16 protein-coding genes are annotated in these 20,577 nt (G+C 40.6%); 1 reads left to right on the top strand and 15 read right to left on the bottom strand.

All coding sequences use genetic code 11. The features are described from left to right. Positions 1 to 14: 14 nt before the first annotated feature. Complete coding sequence (gene sdhA / locus SPD53_RS00185; protein WP_336251332.1) at positions 15 to 1,766, bottom strand: succinate dehydrogenase flavoprotein subunit; 1,752 nt, start codon at positions 1,764 to 1,766, stop codon at positions 15 to 17. Between the two features lie 31 nt (positions 1,767 to 1,797). Continuing rightward, positions 1,798 to 2,418, bottom strand: a complete 621-nt coding sequence (locus SPD53_RS00180; protein WP_156857865.1) for a succinate dehydrogenase cytochrome b558 subunit — start codon at positions 2,416 to 2,418, stop codon at positions 1,798 to 1,800. A 573-nt stretch (positions 2,419 to 2,991) separates the two neighbouring features. On the opposite strand from SPD53_RS00180, the gene SPD53_RS00175 reads away from it, so the two are divergent. After that, on the top strand, positions 2,992 to 3,429 hold the full coding sequence (locus tag SPD53_RS00175; protein WP_156857864.1) for a YslB family protein: 438 nt from the start codon (positions 2,992 to 2,994) through the stop codon (positions 3,427 to 3,429). A 188-nt stretch (positions 3,430 to 3,617) separates the two neighbouring features. On the opposite strand, the gene uvrC is transcribed toward SPD53_RS00175, so the two are convergent. From uvrC to pheT, 13 genes are all read right to left on the bottom strand, one after another. Next, entirely contained in the window at positions 3,618 to 5,435 is a 1,818-nt protein-coding gene (uvrC, locus tag SPD53_RS00170; RefSeq protein WP_156857863.1) for an excinuclease ABC subunit UvrC, read from the bottom strand. A gap of 85 nt (positions 5,436 to 5,520) precedes the next feature. Beyond that, entirely contained in the window at positions 5,521 to 5,835 is a 315-nt protein-coding gene (gene trxA, locus SPD53_RS00165; RefSeq protein WP_156857862.1) for a thioredoxin, read from the bottom strand. A gap of 306 nt (positions 5,836 to 6,141) precedes the next feature. Continuing rightward, positions 6,142 to 7,113, bottom strand: a complete 972-nt coding sequence (locus SPD53_RS00160) for an electron transfer flavoprotein subunit alpha/FixB family protein (RefSeq protein ID WP_156857861.1) — start codon at positions 7,111 to 7,113, stop codon at positions 6,142 to 6,144. Positions 7,114 to 7,142: 29 nt separating this feature from the next. Beyond that, complete coding sequence (locus SPD53_RS00155) at positions 7,143 to 7,916, bottom strand: electron transfer flavoprotein subunit beta/FixA family protein (RefSeq protein WP_156857860.1); 774 nt, start codon at positions 7,914 to 7,916, stop codon at positions 7,143 to 7,145. A 23-nt stretch (positions 7,917 to 7,939) separates the two neighbouring features. Then, positions 7,940 to 8,713, bottom strand: coding sequence for an enoyl-CoA hydratase (locus SPD53_RS00150; protein WP_336251331.1), 774 nt, complete (start codon positions 8,711 to 8,713; stop codon positions 7,940 to 7,942). A gap of 122 nt (positions 8,714 to 8,835) precedes the next feature. Next, positions 8,836 to 9,417 (bottom strand): TetR/AcrR family transcriptional regulator, encoded by a 582-nt coding sequence (locus tag SPD53_RS00145; RefSeq protein WP_156857858.1) that lies wholly within the window; start codon positions 9,415 to 9,417, stop codon positions 8,836 to 8,838. Positions 9,418 to 10,076: 659 nt separating this feature from the next. Further along, complete coding sequence (locus SPD53_RS00140; RefSeq protein ID WP_156857857.1) at positions 10,077 to 11,774, bottom strand: long-chain-fatty-acid--CoA ligase; 1,698 nt, start codon at positions 11,772 to 11,774, stop codon at positions 10,077 to 10,079. A gap of 191 nt (positions 11,775 to 11,965) precedes the next feature. Then, positions 11,966 to 12,373: a DUF350 domain-containing protein gene (locus tag SPD53_RS00135; protein WP_156857856.1), complete on the bottom strand. Its 408-nt coding sequence runs from the start codon at positions 12,371 to 12,373 to the stop codon at positions 11,966 to 11,968. 17 nt (positions 12,374 to 12,390) lie between these two features. Beyond that, a complete protein-coding gene (locus SPD53_RS00130) occupies positions 12,391 to 14,733 on the bottom strand; it encodes an endonuclease MutS2 (RefSeq protein WP_336251330.1) in 2,343 nt (780 codons plus the stop codon). A gap of 11 nt (positions 14,734 to 14,744) precedes the next feature. Continuing rightward, positions 14,745 to 16,463: a DNA polymerase/3'-5' exonuclease PolX gene (polX, locus tag SPD53_RS00125; RefSeq protein WP_336251329.1), complete on the bottom strand. Its 1,719-nt coding sequence runs from the start codon at positions 16,461 to 16,463 to the stop codon at positions 14,745 to 14,747. 107 nt (positions 16,464 to 16,570) lie between these two features. Continuing rightward, positions 16,571 to 17,104, bottom strand: a complete 534-nt coding sequence (locus SPD53_RS00120; RefSeq protein ID WP_336251328.1) for a CvpA family protein — start codon at positions 17,102 to 17,104, stop codon at positions 16,571 to 16,573. Between the two features lie 3 nt (positions 17,105 to 17,107). Next, on the bottom strand, positions 17,108 to 17,371 hold the full coding sequence (gene zapA, locus SPD53_RS00115) for a cell division protein ZapA (protein WP_188857048.1): 264 nt from the start codon (positions 17,369 to 17,371) through the stop codon (positions 17,108 to 17,110). 770 nt (positions 17,372 to 18,141) lie between these two features. Continuing rightward, positions 18,142 to 20,571, bottom strand: coding sequence for a phenylalanine--tRNA ligase subunit beta (pheT, locus tag SPD53_RS00110; protein WP_336251327.1), 2,430 nt, complete (start codon positions 20,569 to 20,571; stop codon positions 18,142 to 18,144). Positions 20,572 to 20,577 lie beyond the last annotated feature (6 nt).

Below are 20,577 nucleotides of genomic sequence, written 5' to 3'. Positions count from 1 at the left end.
TTGTATTCTCCCCCTTAGTGTGTAGTTGTGTAGTCACGTTTACGAGGCTTGATTAATGACACATCAACTTCTTCATAACTAATAATCGGTTCCACATTCTTGCTGTCAAACTCCGCGATTGTTGTCTTCAGGAATTCGTCATCATTACGTTCAGGGAATGCCGGTTTGTAATGTGCTCCGCGGCTTTCATCACGCTTAAAGGCACCAATAGTAATAACACGCGCAAGATGCAACATGCTATCCAGCTGACGCGCAAACATGACTCCTTGGTTACTCCAACGAGAAGTATCATTAATATTGATATTCTTCCAGCGTTCTTGTAACTCCTGAATTTTTTCATCTGTTTGAAGCAGCTTTTCATTTTCTCGTACAACAGTTACGTTGTCCGTCATCCATTCACCTAGCTCTTTATGCAACACATAAGCATTTTCGGTCCCATCCATGCCTAATAGCTCATCGAATTTCGCTTGCTCTTTTCGTGCTTTCTCGTCAAAGAGCTGGTCACTAATGTCTTCTGCATGTTTATCAAGTCCGTCAATATATTCAATCGCTTTCGGGCCTGCTACAGAACCACCATAAATTGCGGATAGTAGCGAGTTTGCACCTAGACGGTTCGCACCGTGCTGAGAATAATCAGCCTCTCCCGCTGCAAAAATCCCTGGGATATTTGTCATTTGATTTTCATCAATCCAAAGTCCGCCCATCGAATAGTGAACTGCTGGGAATATCTTCATCGGAACTTTACGCGGATCCTCTCCAACAAACTTTTCATAGATTTCTATAATTCCACCAAGCTTAATATCAAGTTCTTTTGCGTCCTTATGCGAGAGGTCAAGATAAACCATGTTCTCTCCATTAATACCAAGCTTTTGGTTCACACAAACATCAAAGATTTCTCTCGTAGCAATATCACGCGGTACAAGATTTCCATAAGCTGGATATTTCTCTTCCAGGAAGTACCAAGGCTCCCCGTCTTTATATGTCCAGATCCGTCCACCTTCTCCACGAGCAGATTCACTCATTAAGCGCAGTTTATCATCTCCAGGAATTGCTGTCGGGTGAATTTGAATAAATTCTCCGTTTGCATATTTGACTCCCTGTTGATAAAGAATACTTGCAGCTGAACCAGTATTGATCATCGAGTTCGTTGATTTTCCAAATATGATACCAGGACCACCTGTTGCGAAAATAGTAGCGTCAGAACGGAATGCTCGAATTTCATGTGATTTAATGTCCTGAGCAACAATTCCCCGACCGATACCTTCTTCATCGATAATCGCTGAGAGAAATTCCCATCCTTCAAACTTTGTAACAAGTCCCTCTACTTCATAACGACGGACTTGTTCATCCAATGCATATAATAATTGTTGCCCCGTAGTTGCTCCGGCAAATGCAGTACGGTGCATTTGTGTACCACCAAAACGTCTGAAGTCTAGTAGGCCTTCTGGTGTACGGTTAAACATAACTCCCATCCGGTCAAACATATGTATAATCCCCGGAGCCGCCTCACACATTGCCTTTACCTGTGGTTGATTAGCTAAAAAGTCTCCACCGTATATCGTGTCATCAAAATGAAGCCATGGTGAGTCTCCCTCACCCTTCGTATTAACCGCTCCATTAATTCCACCTTGAGCACATACAGAGTGAGAACGTTTTACAGGAACAACTGAAAATAAATCAACTTTTACACCTGCTTCTGCTGCTTTGATTGTAGCCATTAATCCTGCTAGACCACCACCAATTACAGCAATTTTACGATTACTCATTTATTTGACTCACTCCTCTAATTACTTACTTTTACACACCATACGCAAACTGAATTAATGTTCTTACACCGATATAGCTGACCGCGATAAAAATGAAGAGTGCTACATATGTTAACACCCGCTGCGATTTCGGTGATTGCGTAATACCCCATGTTACAAAGAAGCTCCACAGTCCATTAGCGAAGTGGAATACAGCTGAAACTACACCGATTATGTAGAACCAGAACATAAATGGGCTAGAAAGAATTCCTTCCATTAAGCTGTAGTTTACTTCAGCATTTCCAAGTCCAATCTGGACGCGTGTTTCCCATACATGCCATGCAATGAATACTAATGTAATAATTCCTGTCCAGCGTTGCAGCTTGAACATCCAGTTGCGGAAGAATCCATATTTCGCTACGTTATTCTTTGCAGTAAACGCTATGTATACCCCTAATACTGCATGATAAAGAATCGGCAGGTAGATCACAAAGATTTCCAGTAATATGACAAATGGAAGCCCTCCCATAAATCCTGCTGCTTTATTGAAGCTTTCTTCTCCATACACGGCAAAGTGGTTAATTATTAAGTGCTGGACTAAGAATATTCCGATTGGAACAACACCTAGTAAAGAATGTAACCTTCTCCAGTAAAAATCACGTTGCCCCGCCATGTTTTTCCCCCCTTGTAGGTTAATAATTTCATATTTAGTTATCATTTTAGTTTAATAGGTTCTACTTTTTTCTACATGAACCTCTAAAATGATACAAAATTGTAACACTTTTATTGTACTTCTTAGTTTATAAACCGTCAAGAAAACGATTTTATTTCTAACAATTCCGAAGTAAGCAGCTTGGACCTTCTAAAAACTTCCATAATTTAATTATACCAAACTTAAAATAATTTGCGTTTAAAAAAGACTCAGTAAGGAATCCGAAGACGATGAGCCTTCTCAGGAAACGCTTTTCTTTCGAGGCAGACTAAGAATACACGCTCTCGTATATGGCAACGTCTGCATTAGCACGTCCGATGTGTCGGGTCTTAGCGCGAATCTTGCAGAATGCATAGTACGGTAGCAGACATCCTAATTTACGGAGAACTATCGTAACTGCGGACTCGCAGCAGCACGTAATTATCCTAACTCCAGTTAGGACTGGTTCGCTGTATTTATGTATTGTATAATGAATAAAAGTCTATTTATGATAGTTTAGTATATTGACAGTCTAGGATGGAAAGGGTGACAGAAATGAGTAAGCAGCTGACGACGATCCCGATTTCTCAACTTGAAGAATTACAGACATCCGGTGCAGGGTTTGATGTCCTTCGTTATCTCGCGCTTCCTGATCTATTAGGCAACGAGGCACCTACATTGCTTTATTTCATGGGGAAAAATCTTGCAAGGAAATTTGAAATAAATTCTATAGATGATATTACATATATCTTTGAAATGTTAGGTATCGGCAAAATGGAACTCGTAAAAGAAAAAAAACAGGAGAAAATATTTCATCTCCTCTCTGATTCGGTCGTATTGCGCTTAAAAGGTCCACTAGAAGCAGATTTTCGTTTGGAAGCGGGCTTTCTAGCGGAAGCTGTACAAATGATTGATGGAATAGAATGTGAATGCAAAGAAGAGATCAATCGCCGCATCCATCAAATCCAATTCACAGTGTTTTACACAAATTAAAGATACGCACTGTTTCTTCGTACTATTTATACGAGAGCAGTGCGTATTTTCATAGTGGTGCAATCTCCCTTCCAACAGACAGATTTATTAAGTTATACAGCCAGAAGATAACGGACGCTAGCGCCCTAATTCACGAAAGCAAGTTCAATGGGAAAAGAGCAATGACACTCGCTGAATGAAGATTCGTATTATGAATTCGTTTTTTCTTCTGTTTCTTCTTTCTCCTGTGCATCTATTTCATTTAAATGATTGATGATCTCTTGGGCTGTGTTCGATGGAATTCCAAGTTTAGTAATATCTGTGACCGACGCCTTTTTCAGCTCCGTGATTGATTTAAAATGTCGGAGCAATAACTTTTTCCGTTTTTCACCGACACCTGGAATACCATCCAGAGAAGATTGGAATAATCCCTTACTGCGCAGATTCCTGTGAAACGTAATTGCGAACCGGTGCACTTCATCCTGAATCCGTTGGACAAGATAAAATTCATGAGATTGCCGCTCAAGTGGAACAATCATTGGCGGCGAGCCATAGAGTAGTTCACTTGTCTTATGTCTTTCATCTTTTATTAAACCGGCTATTGGTATATCAAGGCCTAATTCATTTTCGAGCACATCCGTCGCCGCGCTTATTTGGCCTTTTCCACCATCAACAATGATCAAGTCAGGCAGTGGTAGATTTTCCTTAAGTACGCGCGTATACCTTCTTCGGATTACTTCACGCATCGTTTCATAGTCATCAGGACCATCAACTGTTCGAATTTTATATTTGCGGTAATCCTTTTTACTTGGCCGACCATCTACAAAAGCTATCATCGCGGAAACTGGATCTGTGCCTTGGATATTCGAGTTATCAAAGGCTTCAATGCGATAAGGCGTTTCAATATTAAGAATCTCACCAAGCTTCTCTGTTGCGATAATCGTCCGTTCTTCATCCCTTTCAATTAAAAGAAACTTCTCATTTAAGGCGATCGTTGCATTCTTCATCGCTAATTCAACAAGTTCTTTCTTCCTGCCACGGAAAGGGGTATGTGCCTGGACTTCCAACAACTTACTGATCAATTCGTTATTTGTACCAATTGGCATTAGAATTTCTTTCGGTTTCAAATGATTTTGGTGTAAATAAAATCTTCCAATAAAACTAGTGAACGCCTCTTCTGGATCATCATAAAAAGGAAAAGTTGTTACATTCCGTTCAATCAACTTACCTTGGCGCATGAAGAATACCTGAATACACATCCAGCCTTTATCGTAACTGTACCCGAATATGTCACGATCCGTTTTATCGGCCATTGTCATTTTCTGTTTCTCCATGACAACATCGATATGCTGAATTTGATCTCGCAGTTCTTTCGCCCTTTCAAAGTTCAGCGCTTCACTCGCTTCATACATTTTCTCTGTTAAATTCCCTTTAATCTCCTGGTAACCACCTTGCAAAAACGAGCTCACTTCTTGAACGATTTTGGCATATTCCTCTTCAGTCGGCGGTGTTTTACTACATGCTTTACATTGGTTCAAGTGATAATATAAACACGGCCTACCTGATGGATTATTGCATTTACGCAAAGGGTAAATTCGATCGAGCAGTTTCTTCGTTTCCCGTGCTGCAATAACATTCGGGTACGGACCGAAATATTTCCCTTTATCCTTTTTAATTTTTCTCGTAATCAATAGACGGGGATGTCTTTCAGCTGTGATTTTTAAATAGGGGTAGGATTTGTCGTCTTTTAACATGACGTTATATTTCGGATCATATTTTTTTATTAAATTCATTTCTAAAATGAGTGCTTCTAATTCTGAAGAAGTGACAAAATACTCGAAGTCGACGATTTCTTGAACCAATCGTTGGGTTTTCTGATCATTAGCTCCTGTAAAATAAGAACGGACACGATTACGCAATTTTTTAGATTTACCGACATAAATGATCGTTCCCTGCTTATCTTTCATCAGGTAACAACCTGGATTTGCCGGGAGTATTTCCAGCTTCCTTTTAATGATGTTATTCATGATAATCATTCCTTTAAGTTTAGAAAATCCCTTGTTATGAAAACAACAAGGGATTTCGGTTCTCTACTATATAATTTTACATGAATTAGAGATGTTTGTTAATTAATTCGGTTAGTGCTTCTTTCGGCTGGAAGCCAATTGCTTGGTCAACTACATCCCCATCTTTCAGTAGTAATAGTGTTGGGATGCTCATGACACCAAATTTACTTGCAGTTTCTTGGTTATCATCGACGTCTAATTTAACAATTTTTACATCATCGGACATTTCTCCGTCAATTTCCTCTAATACTGGAGCAATCATTTTACAAGGTCCGCACCATGGTGCCCAAAAATCAACGAGAACTAAACCTTCAGCGGTTGCCTCAGCAAAATTTTGATCTGTTACATGTTCAATTGCCATTAACATTTCCTCCTTTTGATAAAAACGAAACTTCATTCAGTGGAGCTTTTGGCCATCTCCAACTGAATGCTAGATGAGCTAATCAGGGTGGTAGCGTCCAGTATGACCCGCCTAAATAAATTCGGCTAACCTCTCTATATTTAAGGCAGATGTTTTAGGAACGATTGCACCGTGATCATTCAACCTACTTAAATAGAAGTATAACACCCTTATTATTTACTTCCTAGCTTTTTGCTTATTCGTTTTTAAAAAAATTGAAAGAAAGAAAGAACCGGGACAAGAAACATGTCCCGGCTAATTTTCACATTATACTTTAACCGTTTTAATTTCTTCAATAAGTAATGGTATCACTTCAAATAAGTCTCCTACAATTCCGTAGTCGGCGATATTAAATATGTTTGCTTCTGGATCTTTATTAATCGCTACGATGACTTTCGAGTTTGACATCCCCGCCAAATGTTGGATTGCTCCGGATATACCAACTGCAATATAAAGGTCCGGAGTAACGACTTTACCGGTTTGCCCGATTTGAAGAGAGTAATCACAGTATTCCGCGTCACATGCCCCACGGGACGCTCCTACCGCGCCACCAAGGACATCCGCAAGTTCATATAATATGTCAAATCCTTCCGCACTCTTGACACCACGTCCGCCTGCGATAACGACGCTTGCTTCGGACAAGTCTACCCCTTCGCTTGCTTTTCGGACAACGTCTTTGATAACGGTACGAATATCAGCTACTTCCACTTCTTTTGCTGTTATATCACCGGTCCTTGCTTCATCACGTTCAAGAGTTGCGATGTTATTTGGACGGATCGTTACAAAAGTTAGACCATCTGTAATAATTTTCTTTTCGAAGGCTTTACCAGAATAAATTGGTCGAACATACTCGACTCGGTCGCCGTTTGTTTCAATTGCTACAACGTCGGAAACTAATCCAGTATCCAACTTGGTAGCGAGCTTCGGTGTCAAATCCTTCCCAATGGATGTATGTCCCATTACGATGCCATCTGGAGATTCATCATTTATTACCGTCAGAACGGCTTGACCATAACCTTCTGAGGTATAGTTTTCTAATTTTTCATGCGCTATAGTAACAACGCGATCTGCGCCATAATAAATCAGCTCTTGGGCTTGCTCTTCCAGATTTTCTTTTCCTAAAACGATGCCGACGATCTCAGCATCCGCATGGATTGCCTTCGCTGCTGCAACCGCTTCAAATGATACGTTACGTAAAGCACCGTCTCTACCTTCTGCAATTACTAGTAATTTACTCATTCTTCTTCCCCTCTCTCTATCCTTTTCGCTTAAAGTACTTTCTTTTCATTTCTCAGCAATGTGACAAGTTCTTTCACTTGATCCTGGATCTCTCCTTCCAGAACCCTCCCCGCTTCTTTTTCAGGTGGTAGGAATACTTCAACTGTCTTCGTTTTCGGTTCAATATCGTCTTCATCTACATCAAGATCATCCAGTTCTAATTCTTCAAGCGGCTTTTTCTTCGCCTTCATAATTCCTGGAAGAGATGGGTAACGTGGTTCGTTTAAACCTTGCTGACAAGTAACGAGGAGAGGTAAGGTCGTTTCAACCGTCTCTACATCTCCTTCCACATCCTTTTCAATCCGAACGTTATCCCCGTCAATCGATAGATCTGTAATTGTTGTAACGTATGGGATGCCTAAAGCTTCTGCAAGACGCGGACCAACTTGGCCACTCGCCTCATCAATCGCAACATTTCCTGCTAATATTAAGTCCACTTCTTTATCTTCAAAAAACGCTTCCAAAATTTTGGCTGTTGTATATTGGTCTCCCTCATCCAAATCATCTTCTGTATTGATGAGGACGGCTTTATCTGCTCCCATTGCGAGGGCAGTTCGTAATTGTTTTTCAGAGTCTTCATCCCCGATTGTAATCACGGTTACTTCCCCTCCGTGCTCATCCCGCTGTTTAATTGCTTCCTCCACAGCGTACTCATCATAAGGATTAATGATGAATTCTGCACCCTCCTCATCGATTCTTCCATCATCCAGATTAATTTTTTCTTCTGTATCAAAGGTCTTTTTTAATAGTACATAAATATCCATCTTGCTTCCTCCTCTTATACTTTTTATTTATCTTTAAAATTAGGTTTTCTCTTTTCAATAAATGCTTGAATGCCTTCTTTTGCATCTTCGGAGCCAAATACAGTTCCGAAGGCCTCTGCTTCAGCTTCCACACCAGCTATGAATTTATCGGAGCGGGTGTAATTTACAAGTTTCATAACCTGGTTAATTGTTGGCTTACTTTTTCCAGCTATTTTTTCCCCAAGCTTTCTAGCTTCTTCCAAGACACTCTCGTCAGACACTGCCCGATTAGCAAGTCCAAACGTTACCGCATCACGGCCGGAAATCGGCTCCCCTGATAATATCATTTCATATGCTTTAGCAGTTCCGACGTAGCGCGGTAAACGCTGAGTCCCAGCAAAACCAGGAATAATACCTAGATTGAGCTCTGGTAGACCGAGCTTTGCATTTTCCCCGACAATCCGGATATGGCATGCCATCGCAAGTTCTAAACCTCCACCTAATGCTGCACCGTGGATTGCTGCAATAACAGGGACCCGGAATTCTTCCAACCTTTGAAACACTTTCTGCCCATTTTTAGCAAGCTCCTCATAATCTGAATGCGCTTGCAAAGAAGTGAATTCTTTAATGTCAGCACCAGCCGAGAAAAATTTGCCCTCCCCGTGAATAACAATCGCTTTCACATTGTCGCCCTCTTCAATTTCCCCAAGGAACACATCTAAATCCTTTATTAATTGACTAGACAATGCATTAGCTGGTGGACTTTGAATCGTTAAGTATGCCACTTGATTTTCCACTTTTTTTACAATCGTGGTCAATATGATCCCCCCTCTATATTCTCTATCTTAATCGATAAACGATTATTTTGAAAATAATAACTCGAATAATAATGTATCATCCTATTTTTTTATTCGAGTTATTATCGTTAAACGGCGTTTTATTAAGCCTTCAAACCATTTGTTAAAAATTTGTGTACCTCATCCACCTGATCGACTAAAGTAAATTTCCTATCCTTCATCACCCAATTCGTCACTACTTCGTCAAGCGTTCCGAAAATCATTTGCCGGATGAGTGCTGGATTGATATCGCTACGGAATTGTTTGTCTTTCATCCCTTCTTCAATAACTTCATCAATGACACGTAAATAGGCCTTTAACACATTATTGATTTGTAATCGCAAAGAGTAATTGGATTGTCTTAATTCTAGTTGGGTGACGATAGCGAGATCAGGATTTTCTTCCAATTGACTAAAGTGCATTTCTATTAAAACTTTCAATTTATCATTGGCATTAGCTTGCTCACTCGTTGCCTTGGCAATCTTGTCTATAAATTGCCCCATTTTCTCTTCAAAAACGGAAACGAGCACATCTTCTTTATTCTTAAAATATAGGTAAATCGTTCCATCGGCTACGCCTGCTTCTTTCGCGATTTTTGAAACTTGTGATGCATGATAACCATTTTCTGCAATTACTTTAACTGCAGCTTCGATAATCTGTTGGTATTTTGGCTTATTGCTCTTCATTGTTTTCTCCTTAACATGTTTCTAGCTTTTCGTTCATATAAAATCAAAATAAATAACCTGACAATTACTTTCATTCAGCGTAAATGCAACCTTCTCCTGGAGGTCCGCAGTCCAGACACCTCTCGCTTTCCGCAGGCGGCTGGTGAGCCTCCTCGGGCTGCCGCCCTGCGGGGTCTCACCTATGCCTATCCTCCTGCTGGAGTCTCGAGGTGTCTGGACTGCTCCGAGGGGAAAGCCAAATTTGGAACACTATTTCGTATTCTAGAAGTATAATTTTAATCGAGATGGAATAACTTCCATTCATCATAATCATCTTTACCAGTTCAGTTGCCCGGCGGACGGTGACTCCTACGGGAAAAGCACGAGTCCGAAGACCCCGCAGGAAGCGAACTTCTTCCGAGGAGGCTGAGGCCGTGCCCGTGGAAAGCATCCGTCCGCCGGGCAACTGAACGGTAATTAGAACGCCAATAAAATGAATGCACAAAATACTTACGCTGAATGAAAGTGATTAGCTAATCTTTAAGTTCTCAAAATTGTGCCTAGCTGATTTAGGGCGTGATTGCTGTATAAAAAATGGAATTATGAATGACTGTTCATTCATAATTCCATTTTATTCGTTTACCTGTTAAGTGTCAATGTTTTTGCAAAGATTTCTTGAATTATACTGGTTCGATTTGTTCGTCTTGCTGTTTGACCTCTTCATCAACTAGTTGCCTTCTGAGAATTTTACCAACTATGGTTTTTGGGAGTTCTTTACGGAATTCGTACCTGCGAGGGACTTTGTAGGCTGCAAGATTATCACGACAGAACCTATTCAGGTCTTCTTCTGTCGCTTGCTTCCCTTCTTTAAGAACGATGAATGCTTTAACCGTTTCGCCGCGATACGGATCAGGTACACCCACTACTGCACATTCTTGGATGGCCGGATGTTCATAGAGGACTTCCTCGACTTCCCGTGGGTAAATATTATAACCGCCAGCTATAATCATATCCTTCTTCCGGTCAACAATATAAAAGTAACCGTTTTCATCCTCGTAACCCATATCACCTGTATAAAACCAACCGTCACGGAGGGCGTTGGCTGTTTCTTCTTCATTTTTCCAGTAACCGACCATCACTTGTGGTCCTTTTACAGCCAACTCACCGACTTCACCAATTTCTACTTCTTCATCTGTACCGGTCTTAACAATTTTAACATCGGTATCAGGCCACGGGAGACCGATACTACCATTTATCCGATTTCCCCAAATGGGGTTAGCGTGGGTTACTGGGGATGTTTCAGTCAACCCATAACCTTCAACTAACCTTCCACCAGTAAGTCTTTCAAATTGCTCTTGCACTTCAAGCGGAAGTGGTGCAGAACCACTTAGGCACGCTCTAATTGAGGATAAATCATACTTCTCAATATCAGGGTGATTAATCAAGCCGATATAAATCGTTGGTGCACCAGGAAATAAGGTAGGCTTTTGTTTATCAATCACTTTCAAGACATCTTCTGGATTAAATTTCGGCATCAGAATGATTTTCGACGCTTGCTTTACACCGAAATTCATTACTGTCGTCATGCCATATACATGAAAGAATGGAAGTACTGCAAGAACGACTTCTTTCCCTTGCTCAGCCTTATAAAGCCAAGCTTCACACATTTGTAAATTAGCAACTAAGTTATAATGGGTAAGCATGACGCCTTTCGGATAGCCCGTTGTTCCACCGGTATACTGCAGGAGAGCAAGATCCTCCTTAGGATTGATTTTGACTTTTTTATATTCGGCTTTAGCGGTCTTCATTATACTTTCCCATACGTGGGTATCCGGACTCTGCTCTACTTTCACTACCATGTTGTACTCGCGCTTCTGTATAAATGGATAAATCAAGTTTTTCGGAAATGGCAAATAATCTTTGATGCCGGTTACAATCTTATGCTCTAAATTTGTTTTCTCTTGTACATTGCTTACCCTTGGCACGAGTATGTCTAGACAAACTATCACTTTTGCATCAGAGTCGGCTATCTGGTACTCGAGCTCTCTCTCTGTATAAAGCGGATTTGTCTGTACAACAACCCCCCCTGCCATCAGGATACCATAATAACTAATTACAGCCTGCGGACAGTTCGGAAGCATAATTGCAACCTTATCTTCTTTTTTTAGACCGAGAGATTGTAAATAATTCGCGAACTGCTTCGCTTGAGAATGTAATTCTTGGTATGTTAATTCTTTTCCCATGAAATAAAGCGCTTTCTTTTCCGGGTAGAAAGAAGCACTTTCCTCAAGATAGGAATCTAAAGGCTTCTCATCATATTGGATGCTTCGCGGTATTTCTTCTGGGTAGTGGGCATACCAATTTTTTGTTGCTTCCATTTCATCTCCTCCTTTTTATCTATTATAATCATTATATCGATTAATTTCTATTTTTAGAAATTTTATTTATCAAATTTAAGATATTTTTTTATTTTACCTGAAAATATAATATAAGCCAACAAGTAAAAATGCAATCGCAACACCAATTAAAATCTTTGCTAACCGTTCAAAAACCATCCTGCTTCCCCTTTCTAACCAATACTTGCGCCAATGACAAAAGCAATCCCGATGGAAAAGATCATCGATAATAATCCAACCGCTACATTTCCTTTTCCAATCTCTTCATCCACTTTAATTGTCGGTAAAAGAAATTCAAAGATAAAATAACCAGTTAATAATAAAATAAAACCGAATGTTCCCCAGCCAATCGTCTGAAGCAGGGAATCGTTATGCTCGATGGAATAACGGAAAATCGTAGCAATGCCAAAGATTTTCCCACCTGTTGCCATTGCTACTGCAAGATTCCCCTTACGAATCTCTTCCCAATTTTTATAGGATGTTACCAGCTCAAACACAGTAAGAAATATAAGCGTACATAAGACAACAACACTATATCTTGCTGCTGTAATTACGATAATATTTTCCCAAAAACCATTCATACGGACATCCCTACCTTTTATTTAAGTTCTAAAACGGTAACCCCGCTGCCACCTTCACCACTGCCGCCGAACCTAGCAGATGATATGGCTGGATGTTGTTTAGCAAAATCCTGTACAGCTGAACGAAGTGCTCCGGTTCCTTTCCCATGGATAATCGTTACTTTTGAGTAACCCGCAAGTAGTGCATCATCAATATATTTCTCCAGCCGGTGAAGGGCATCCTCAAAACGCTCGCCCCGCAGGTCAAGTTCGGTTCTCACGTGAGCATTGGAACCTCTAACTGTTGCTACGGTTCGTTCGGGTTCTTGCTTTTGTCTTCCAACATATTGTAGGTCTTTCCGTTTTGCTTTTACTTTCATAATACCAACTTGAACCATATATTCTTGATCATTTAATTGCTCCAGTACGACACCTTGCTGATTGACTGTAAGCAACTTAATATCATCACCAGGTTTTAATGGTTTGTTCTCTTTCGACACTTCCTGTTTCGTTGGATTAGATTTGCTAATTAATTGTGGGTGAGCCTCTTCCAGCATCTTCCTCGCTTCAATCCACTCATGTTCTTTCAGGCCAGCATTCGTTTTCATATTACGGATTTCTTCGACAATGATTTCCGCTTCTTCCCGTGCTTGTTTTAATGCTCTTTCTGCCTTCTCTTCCGCTTTTCTATACAGCTCTTCTTTTTTCCGCTCAAAAGTGTGCCACTCTTTTTCTAATTCGGTCCGCATTTTCTCACTCTCAAGTAAAATTTCATGAGCTTCCTCATACTGCTTTTCCGCAGCGATTTGCGACTTTTCAAGTGATGCGATCATATTTTCAACACTTTTTGAATCGATGCCAACTAAGCTTTTTGCCTTATCAATAAGTTCTGCTTGTAATCCGAGACGTCTTGATATTTCAAATGCATTACTCCTTCCTGGAACACCAATCAAGAGACGGTATGTCGGCTTTAATGATTCGACATCAAACTCAACCGACGCATTAATGACATGATCGCGATTATAGCCATAAGCTTTCAATTCTGGATAATGTGTTGTAGCAATGACTCGCGCACGACGAGCGATCACTTCATCAAGCAAGGCCATAGCAAGTGCAGCTCCTTCACTCGGATCTGTACCTGAGCCTAGTTCATCAAAGAGTACAAGAGACGCGTCATCCACTTCTTCCATAATCGAAACGATATTTTTCATATGGGAAGAAAATGTACTTAGATTCTGTTCAATCGATTGCTCATCACCAATATCGGCAAATACAGTTTGAAAAACGGCAAGCTCACAATCATCAAAGGCTGGGACTTGTAAACCAGATTGGGCCATTAATGTACAGAGGCCAACCATTTTTAATGTAACAGTCTTCCCCCCTGTATTCGGTCCTGTAATAACAATTGCCGTATATTCTTCTCCGATTTCAATATCATTAGCGACAACCTCATCATCTGGGATGAGCGGATGGCGGGCTTGTTTCATCTTAATAATCCCTTTATCATTCATCCGCGGCTTACTTGCTTTCATTTTGCTTGCAAGCTTTGCCCTTGCTGCAATGAAGTCGATCGTAGCCAGTAATTCTAAATTGCTGGAAATCGTTGGTTCTACTCCAGCAATTTGGTTCGAAAGCTCTGTTAAAATTCGTTCAATTTCTTGTCTTTCATTTAGGATTGCTTGCTGCAATTTATTATTTAAATCGACCACTGCCCGAGGTTCCATAAAAAGGGTCTGGCCGGAAGAGGATTGGTCATGGACGATTCCCCCGATTTGTGCCCGGTATTCCTGCTTCACAGGCAATACATACCGGTCATTACGAATTGTAACAATAGCGTCTGAAAGCATCTTCGCATGAGATCTCGTATACCCTTCTAATTTTTCTCGGACACTGGCCTCAAATGTTCTTATCTGAGAACGAATACTTCTTAATTTACTTGATGCATTGTCAAGTACGTCTCCATTTTCATCGATGGCACGGCGGATTTCCTGCTCCATCTCACGCATTGGAGCAATATCTTCTGCGAATTGTTTCAAGATTGGAATCTCTTCTTCCAAATCTTCAAGGAAATCCTTCACCCGTCTTCCACCATACATTGTATTCGCTATATCAAGGCATTCCGAGGCAGATAAGACGCCACCGATTACGCTGCGTTTTAGGCTCTCTCGGATATTACGGATTCCTCCAAAGGGAATCACCTTATTGAGGCGCAAAATTTGAGCCGCTTCATCCGTTTCTTCCTGAAGCCGATTCACCTTGTCTAGATCTGTTTCAGGGAAAATATGTGCAGCCTTTTCCTTGCCAAGTGATGTTTCTGCTTGCTCCTTTAATTGTTCGACTATTTTATCAAACTCGAGTACATGAAGTACACGTTCGTTCATTTACTTCACCTCTATTTATTTCGATCTAAATAAGCTTTAAGCTCTGCTAGAGGTAAGGTGTTCAATACCGTACTTTTTTGAATCCAGCCCCGCTTGGCGGTTCGGACTCCAAACTCCATAAATGCAAGCGTTTCATAGCTATGGGCATCGGTATTAATAATCAGCTTTACTCCAGCTTCTTGAGCCATTTTTGCATGTGTTGCTGAAAGATCGAGTCGATTCGGATTGGCGTTGATTTCAAGCGCTGTATTTGTTTCTTTCGCTTTTTCGATCAACTTTTCCATATCGACCCGGTAGCCGTCCCGGCGTCCTAGTAATCTTCCGGTCGGATGTGCAATCATATCTACATAAGGGTTTTCAAGTGCTTGATATAATCGCTCCATCATTTTTTCTTCACTTTGGTTAAAGCTTGAGTGAATGGACGCGATCACGAAATCCAGTTCTTTTAAAAAGGAGTCCTCAAAATCAAGAGTTCCATCTGGTAAAATATCCATCTCAACCCCGGTGAAAATATGAATATCAGGATATTTTTCATTTAATAGCTGAATTTCCTCCCATTGTTTCCGAAGACGTTCTTCGTTCAATCCATTCGCTACCCGAAGGAATTTAGAATGATCCGTGATGGCAATATATTCGTAGCTTTTCTCCATAGCCTTTAGAACCATTTCTTCCAAGTTTTGTGCCCCATCGCTCCACGTCGTATGCATATGTAAGTCTCCGCGGATAGCTTCTAGTTCAATCAATTCCCGGGTCTCTTGAAACTGTTCAAGTTCAGTCGTTCCCTCTCGTATTTCAGGCGGGATATAAGGAAGACCAAAATGTTCATAAAATGTCTTTTCATCAGGGAATGTGAGTATTTCGTTCGTTGCTTCCACTTCAACTCCATATTCACTAATTTTCTCTCCACGGGATTTCGCCAATTGGCGCATCGCTACATTATGTTCCTTCGAACCTGTGAAGTGATGAAGTGTTGTTGTAAATTCCTCGTCCTTTACAAGACGGAAATCGACATTGATATCATATTCTTCTTCCAGTGTAACAGACACCTTTGTATCCCCCTCGGCAATCACTTCTTTTACCGTAGGGAGTAACAGTAGTGCTTCACGTACCTTCTCCGGTTCATCTGTTGAAATAATAAAGTCGATATCCCTGATTGTTTCACGCATTCGTCTTAAGCTACCTGCAATAGAGTAGCGGGTAATCCAATCTATATTATCCAAATAGTTTTCTATTTTCCCGGCGATTTGCAGCATTACTGCAATCGATAGACGTTCCGGGCGTTTTCCAACCTCGTCCAGCGCTGTTAGTAGATTCTTCACTGTTTTAGCCCCGAAACCAGATAACTTTTCGACCTCCCCATTCTCACATGCAGTTCGCAAACTGTCTGCATCGACAATATTCAACTCTTTATATAATCTGGAAAGTTTCTTGCCACCAAGTCCTGGCAACTGGAGAAGGGGAATTAATCCAGACGGAACCTCTTCCTGCAATTTCTCAAGCTCTGTCGATTTTCCTTCCTTCATGAATTCGGTAATGACTGCGCCTGTTCCTTTTCCAATCCCTTTTATTTTCGTCATATCATCAATTTCGTCAAGTGACCGTTCATCTGTTTCCAATCCTTGGGCAGCCTTGCGATAGGCTGATATTTTAAACGGATTTTCACCCTTTAATTCTAAGTAAATAGCAATTTGTTCTAATAAACGAATAACATCTTTCTTATTTACGAGCAATCCATTCACCTGCTTTATTGTTATTTCAATAAAAAAAGACCGATTCCGTACCGTTTACTACTATTGTACATGTAATCCAGTAGCAATACTAATACGACGAACCGCTCTTATAAATACACTTTTACTAAGTCAAACACTTTATTGGAGAAATATGGAGTCTGCTCCAGTATGAGTAAAGCCAACGATGAATTATTAATATATGATTGTACAGTCTCAATTGGTGTTAAGGCAAGTACATATAGAAGGACAAACACAATTAAATAAATTTCTAAAAAACCTAAAACTGCACCAAGAATCTTATTCACCGGATTAATAAGCGGGATTGCCGCAACAAAATCAAGCATATTTGCAACAATCTGCAAGATTATTTTTACCGCAAAAAATAAAGCTGCAAATGAAATGATATTATAAAATGCCATTTCAATCGGTAACCCTTGTAGGAATTCAGGCCAGATATTTGCGCTTAGTTCCTTGTATGGAATCCAAAGTTCCAACCGAATAGCTAAGTCATCATAGTACCTTGCCGCGATAATAAAAGCTGTTATAAAGCCTATCAAATGAAATAGCTGTAAAATAAACCCTCTATTCAGGCCAATAAACAGACCGAATAGAAGTAATATAATTAAGATTAAATCAAACATATCTTATTTTTCCTCTTTCCTCGCAATTGATCCGACTAATTTTGCGTAGTCTTCTTTCAATTTCACATAATCGTTCATCGTATTTACAGCTGTGAGTACGGCCAGCCTTGTTGTATCTAAATGCGGATTATGGTCTTTAATTTCATTCATTTTCTGATCAACAAGACTCGCGACCAACTTCACATGACTTGCTGGTTCATTACCCATGATTGTATATGTTCTGTTATTGATTTCCACTGTAATCCTGTTCTTTTCACGTTCTGTCATGTTGATCCCCCCGCCAAAATCACTACCATTTATCATATCATTTTTTGTTTCTAAAAAGAAGTATTATAATTACCCCTGCTTTTGGAGTTTGGGACAATCAGCCCTCCCTTAGTGCAATCCAAAAAACTGACATTTCGCTCTACATAATCCTCATAGCTTCCTCCGCTTTCCAACTAATACCTTCATTCAGCGTAAATGCAACCTTCTCCCGGAGGTCCGCAGTCCAGACACCTCTCGCTTTCCGCAGGCGGCTGGTGAGCCTCCTCGGGCTGGCGCCCTGCGGGGTCTCACCTATGCCTATCCTCCTGCTGGAGTCTTGAGGTGTCTGGACTGCTCCCAGGAAAGGCGTGATTTGGATTACTGATTAATATTCCTGAAGTATAATCCTTCCTTATCATAACGGAATAATTTCTTTTTAAAATAATCCTTTAGACCAGTTCAGTTGCCCGGCGGACGGTGACTCCTACGGGAATAGCACGAGTCCGAAGACCCCGCAGGAAGCGGTTTTCTTCCGAGGAGGCTGAGGCCGTGCCCGTGGAAAGCATCCGTCCGCCGGGCAACTGAACGGCGATTAGAGCGCAAAATTAAATAAACGAGCAAAGACACTTACGCTGAATGAAAGTATAAGTCGTTCGTTTTGAAAAACTTTAATTATGTCTGGTTATATTCTTCAACGACTGTGGATGTTTCATTAGGTTCATCGTTACGTATTGAAGAAGTAAAAACGTTGTAGCGGACTTATGATCCATGCTACAACGCTTTTTGGTTTTTTAAGATCTTACATAACCATTAAATTCATCGGATATGGCTTTTACAATTTCCTGATAAGATGCTTCCACTTCTTCGTCTTTCAATGTTTTCTCCGGATCTTGATAAACGAGATGATAAGCGATTGACTTCTTACCAGCCTCTAAATGTTCCCCTTCATAAACATCAAATACAGCAACAGACTTAACTAATGGTGCACCTATTTCGGCAATTCTTGCTTGAACGTCGCCTGCTAAAACTTCCTTATCAAGGATAAAGGCAATATCCCGTGAAATCGCTGGGTATCTTGGAATTTCTGTATAGCTCGGTTCATTTTCATACTCTGCAAATACTGCATCTAAATTGATATCAAATACATAAGTTTCCTTTAAATCTAACCTTTTTGCAAGGAGTGGGTGAACCTGTCCGAGGAAACCGATAACCTGACCGTTTTGTTTAATTACCGCTGTTCGGCCTGGGTGCATATCCTCAAGCTTTACCGGTTCAAATTGGATAGATAACTTCAACTGTTCAAATAACCCTTCAACAATTCCTTTTACAACATAGAAGTCCACCAGTTTTACTTCCCCTTGCCATGGATGGTCAACCCAGTTCCCCGTTATCGCACCTGCAGCACGAAGAATTTCTTCCGGTTGCTTCGTAATTTGTTCTTCTTCAGATACAAAAATTGACCCAATTTCATAATAAGCAATATTCATCTGGTTTCTTGCTTGATTATATGATAGGGATTGAAGAAGCCCTGGGAGTATGCTTAGACGGAGATATTTATGATCCTCACTCATCGGCCTAGCCAGTGCAATTGGAACTGGTGACTTTTTGATAATCTCCGGGCTGATTAATTTCTCAATATCATGTTCATCCGTCAAGGAATAGGTTCTGTTTTCCATTAATCCTAATCCCTCAAGTAATGATTTGATATTTCGTTTTAATTGCTGTACGTGATTCAGGCCACCTACTTGCCCTTCCCCTTTAGGTAAGGTGTACGGCAAGTTATCATAGCCATAAATACGAGCGATCTCCTCAAGCATATCCTCAAAGATTGTAATATCCTGTCTTCTTGTCGGTACTTGAATCGTGAATGTTGTGCCATCTTGCTCAAAAATGAATTGCAATCTATGCAAGATGTCAGCAATCTCCTCATTTTTCATAGAGGAACCAAGTCTTTCATTCACACGATCCGTTTCAATGACAACTGTTTTCTCCGAATAATCAAGGCCATCATATTCACTTAAACCTTGCAAAACTTTTCCATCTGCATATTTTTCAAGTAGATGGCAAGCTCTTTCGCCGGCTTTTCTTACCCGTTTCGGGTCAACTCCTTTTTCAAAGCGGGTACTTGAGTCGCTCCGTAAACCAGTTTGTTTAACTGTCTTTCTGACAGTCGTACCGTCAAAATAGGCTGCTTCTAGTAAAATAGTCGACGTCTCATCCGTTACCTCCGAATCAAGTCCACCCATTACTCCAGCAAGCGCAGTCGGTACCGAACCATTGGTAATGACAAGATTCTCACGCGTCAATTTGCGAGTCTGACCATCAAGGGTAACAATTTCTTCCCCTTCATTCGCACGTCTAACCAACACCGTGTTTGATGCAAATCTATCATAATCAAACGCATGAAGTGGTTGGCCGTATTCGAGCAAGACATAGTTCGTAATATCAACTACATTATTAATCGGACGGATACCAGCTGCAAGTAAATAGTTCTGTATCCATAAAGGAGAAGGCTTAATCACAACATCTTTAATGATAAATGCCCCGTAATATTTGTTTAACTCTTGGGCTGCCACTTCTACGGTTACATAATCTTCCGCACACTCACTTTCATTACTTTCAATCGTTTCATCTGGATATGTGACTTGTTCATCAAGAATAGCTGCTACTTCATACGCTACCCCCATCATGCTTAACGCATCTGCCCGATTGGCAAGTACATCGAGTTCAAATACCACATCGTTTAAGTTGAGAAGCGGAGTAACATCCTCACCGATTTCTACTTCATCCTGGAAAACGTAAATACCGTCTACGAATTCTTGGGGAACGAACTTTTCTTTCACTCCCAATTCCTGTAAAGAGCAAATCATCCCATTTGATTCCACGCCACGTAATTTCACTTTTTTAATTTTAAAATTACCTGGTAAGACAGCACCGGGCTTGGCTACGACAACTTTTTGACCTGCAGCCACGTTCGGGGCGCCGCATATAATTTGTAAGGTTTCTGTTCCAACATCTACTTGGCAAAGATTTAATTTGTCGGCATTCGGATGCTGCTCACAAGTTAGGACATGTCCGACAACAACATCGTTCACCTTTTCTCCGACGTACTCAATTCCTTCCACTTCAATTCCAGACTTTGTAATTCGCTCTGCAAGCTCTTCTGGAGAAATATCTCCTAAATCAACATAATTTTTTAACCAGTTATAGGATACGTACACTTATTT

Origin of the sequence: Oceanobacillus sp. MO10714A, assembly GCF_037072045.1 — a bacterium.
GTDB classification, from domain to species: domain Bacteria; phylum Bacillota; class Bacilli; order Bacillales; family Amphibacillaceae; genus Oceanobacillus; species Oceanobacillus indicireducens.
The sequence above is the reverse complement of the archived record's forward strand: the minus strand, read 5'-3'. Positions and strand labels throughout refer to the sequence as shown.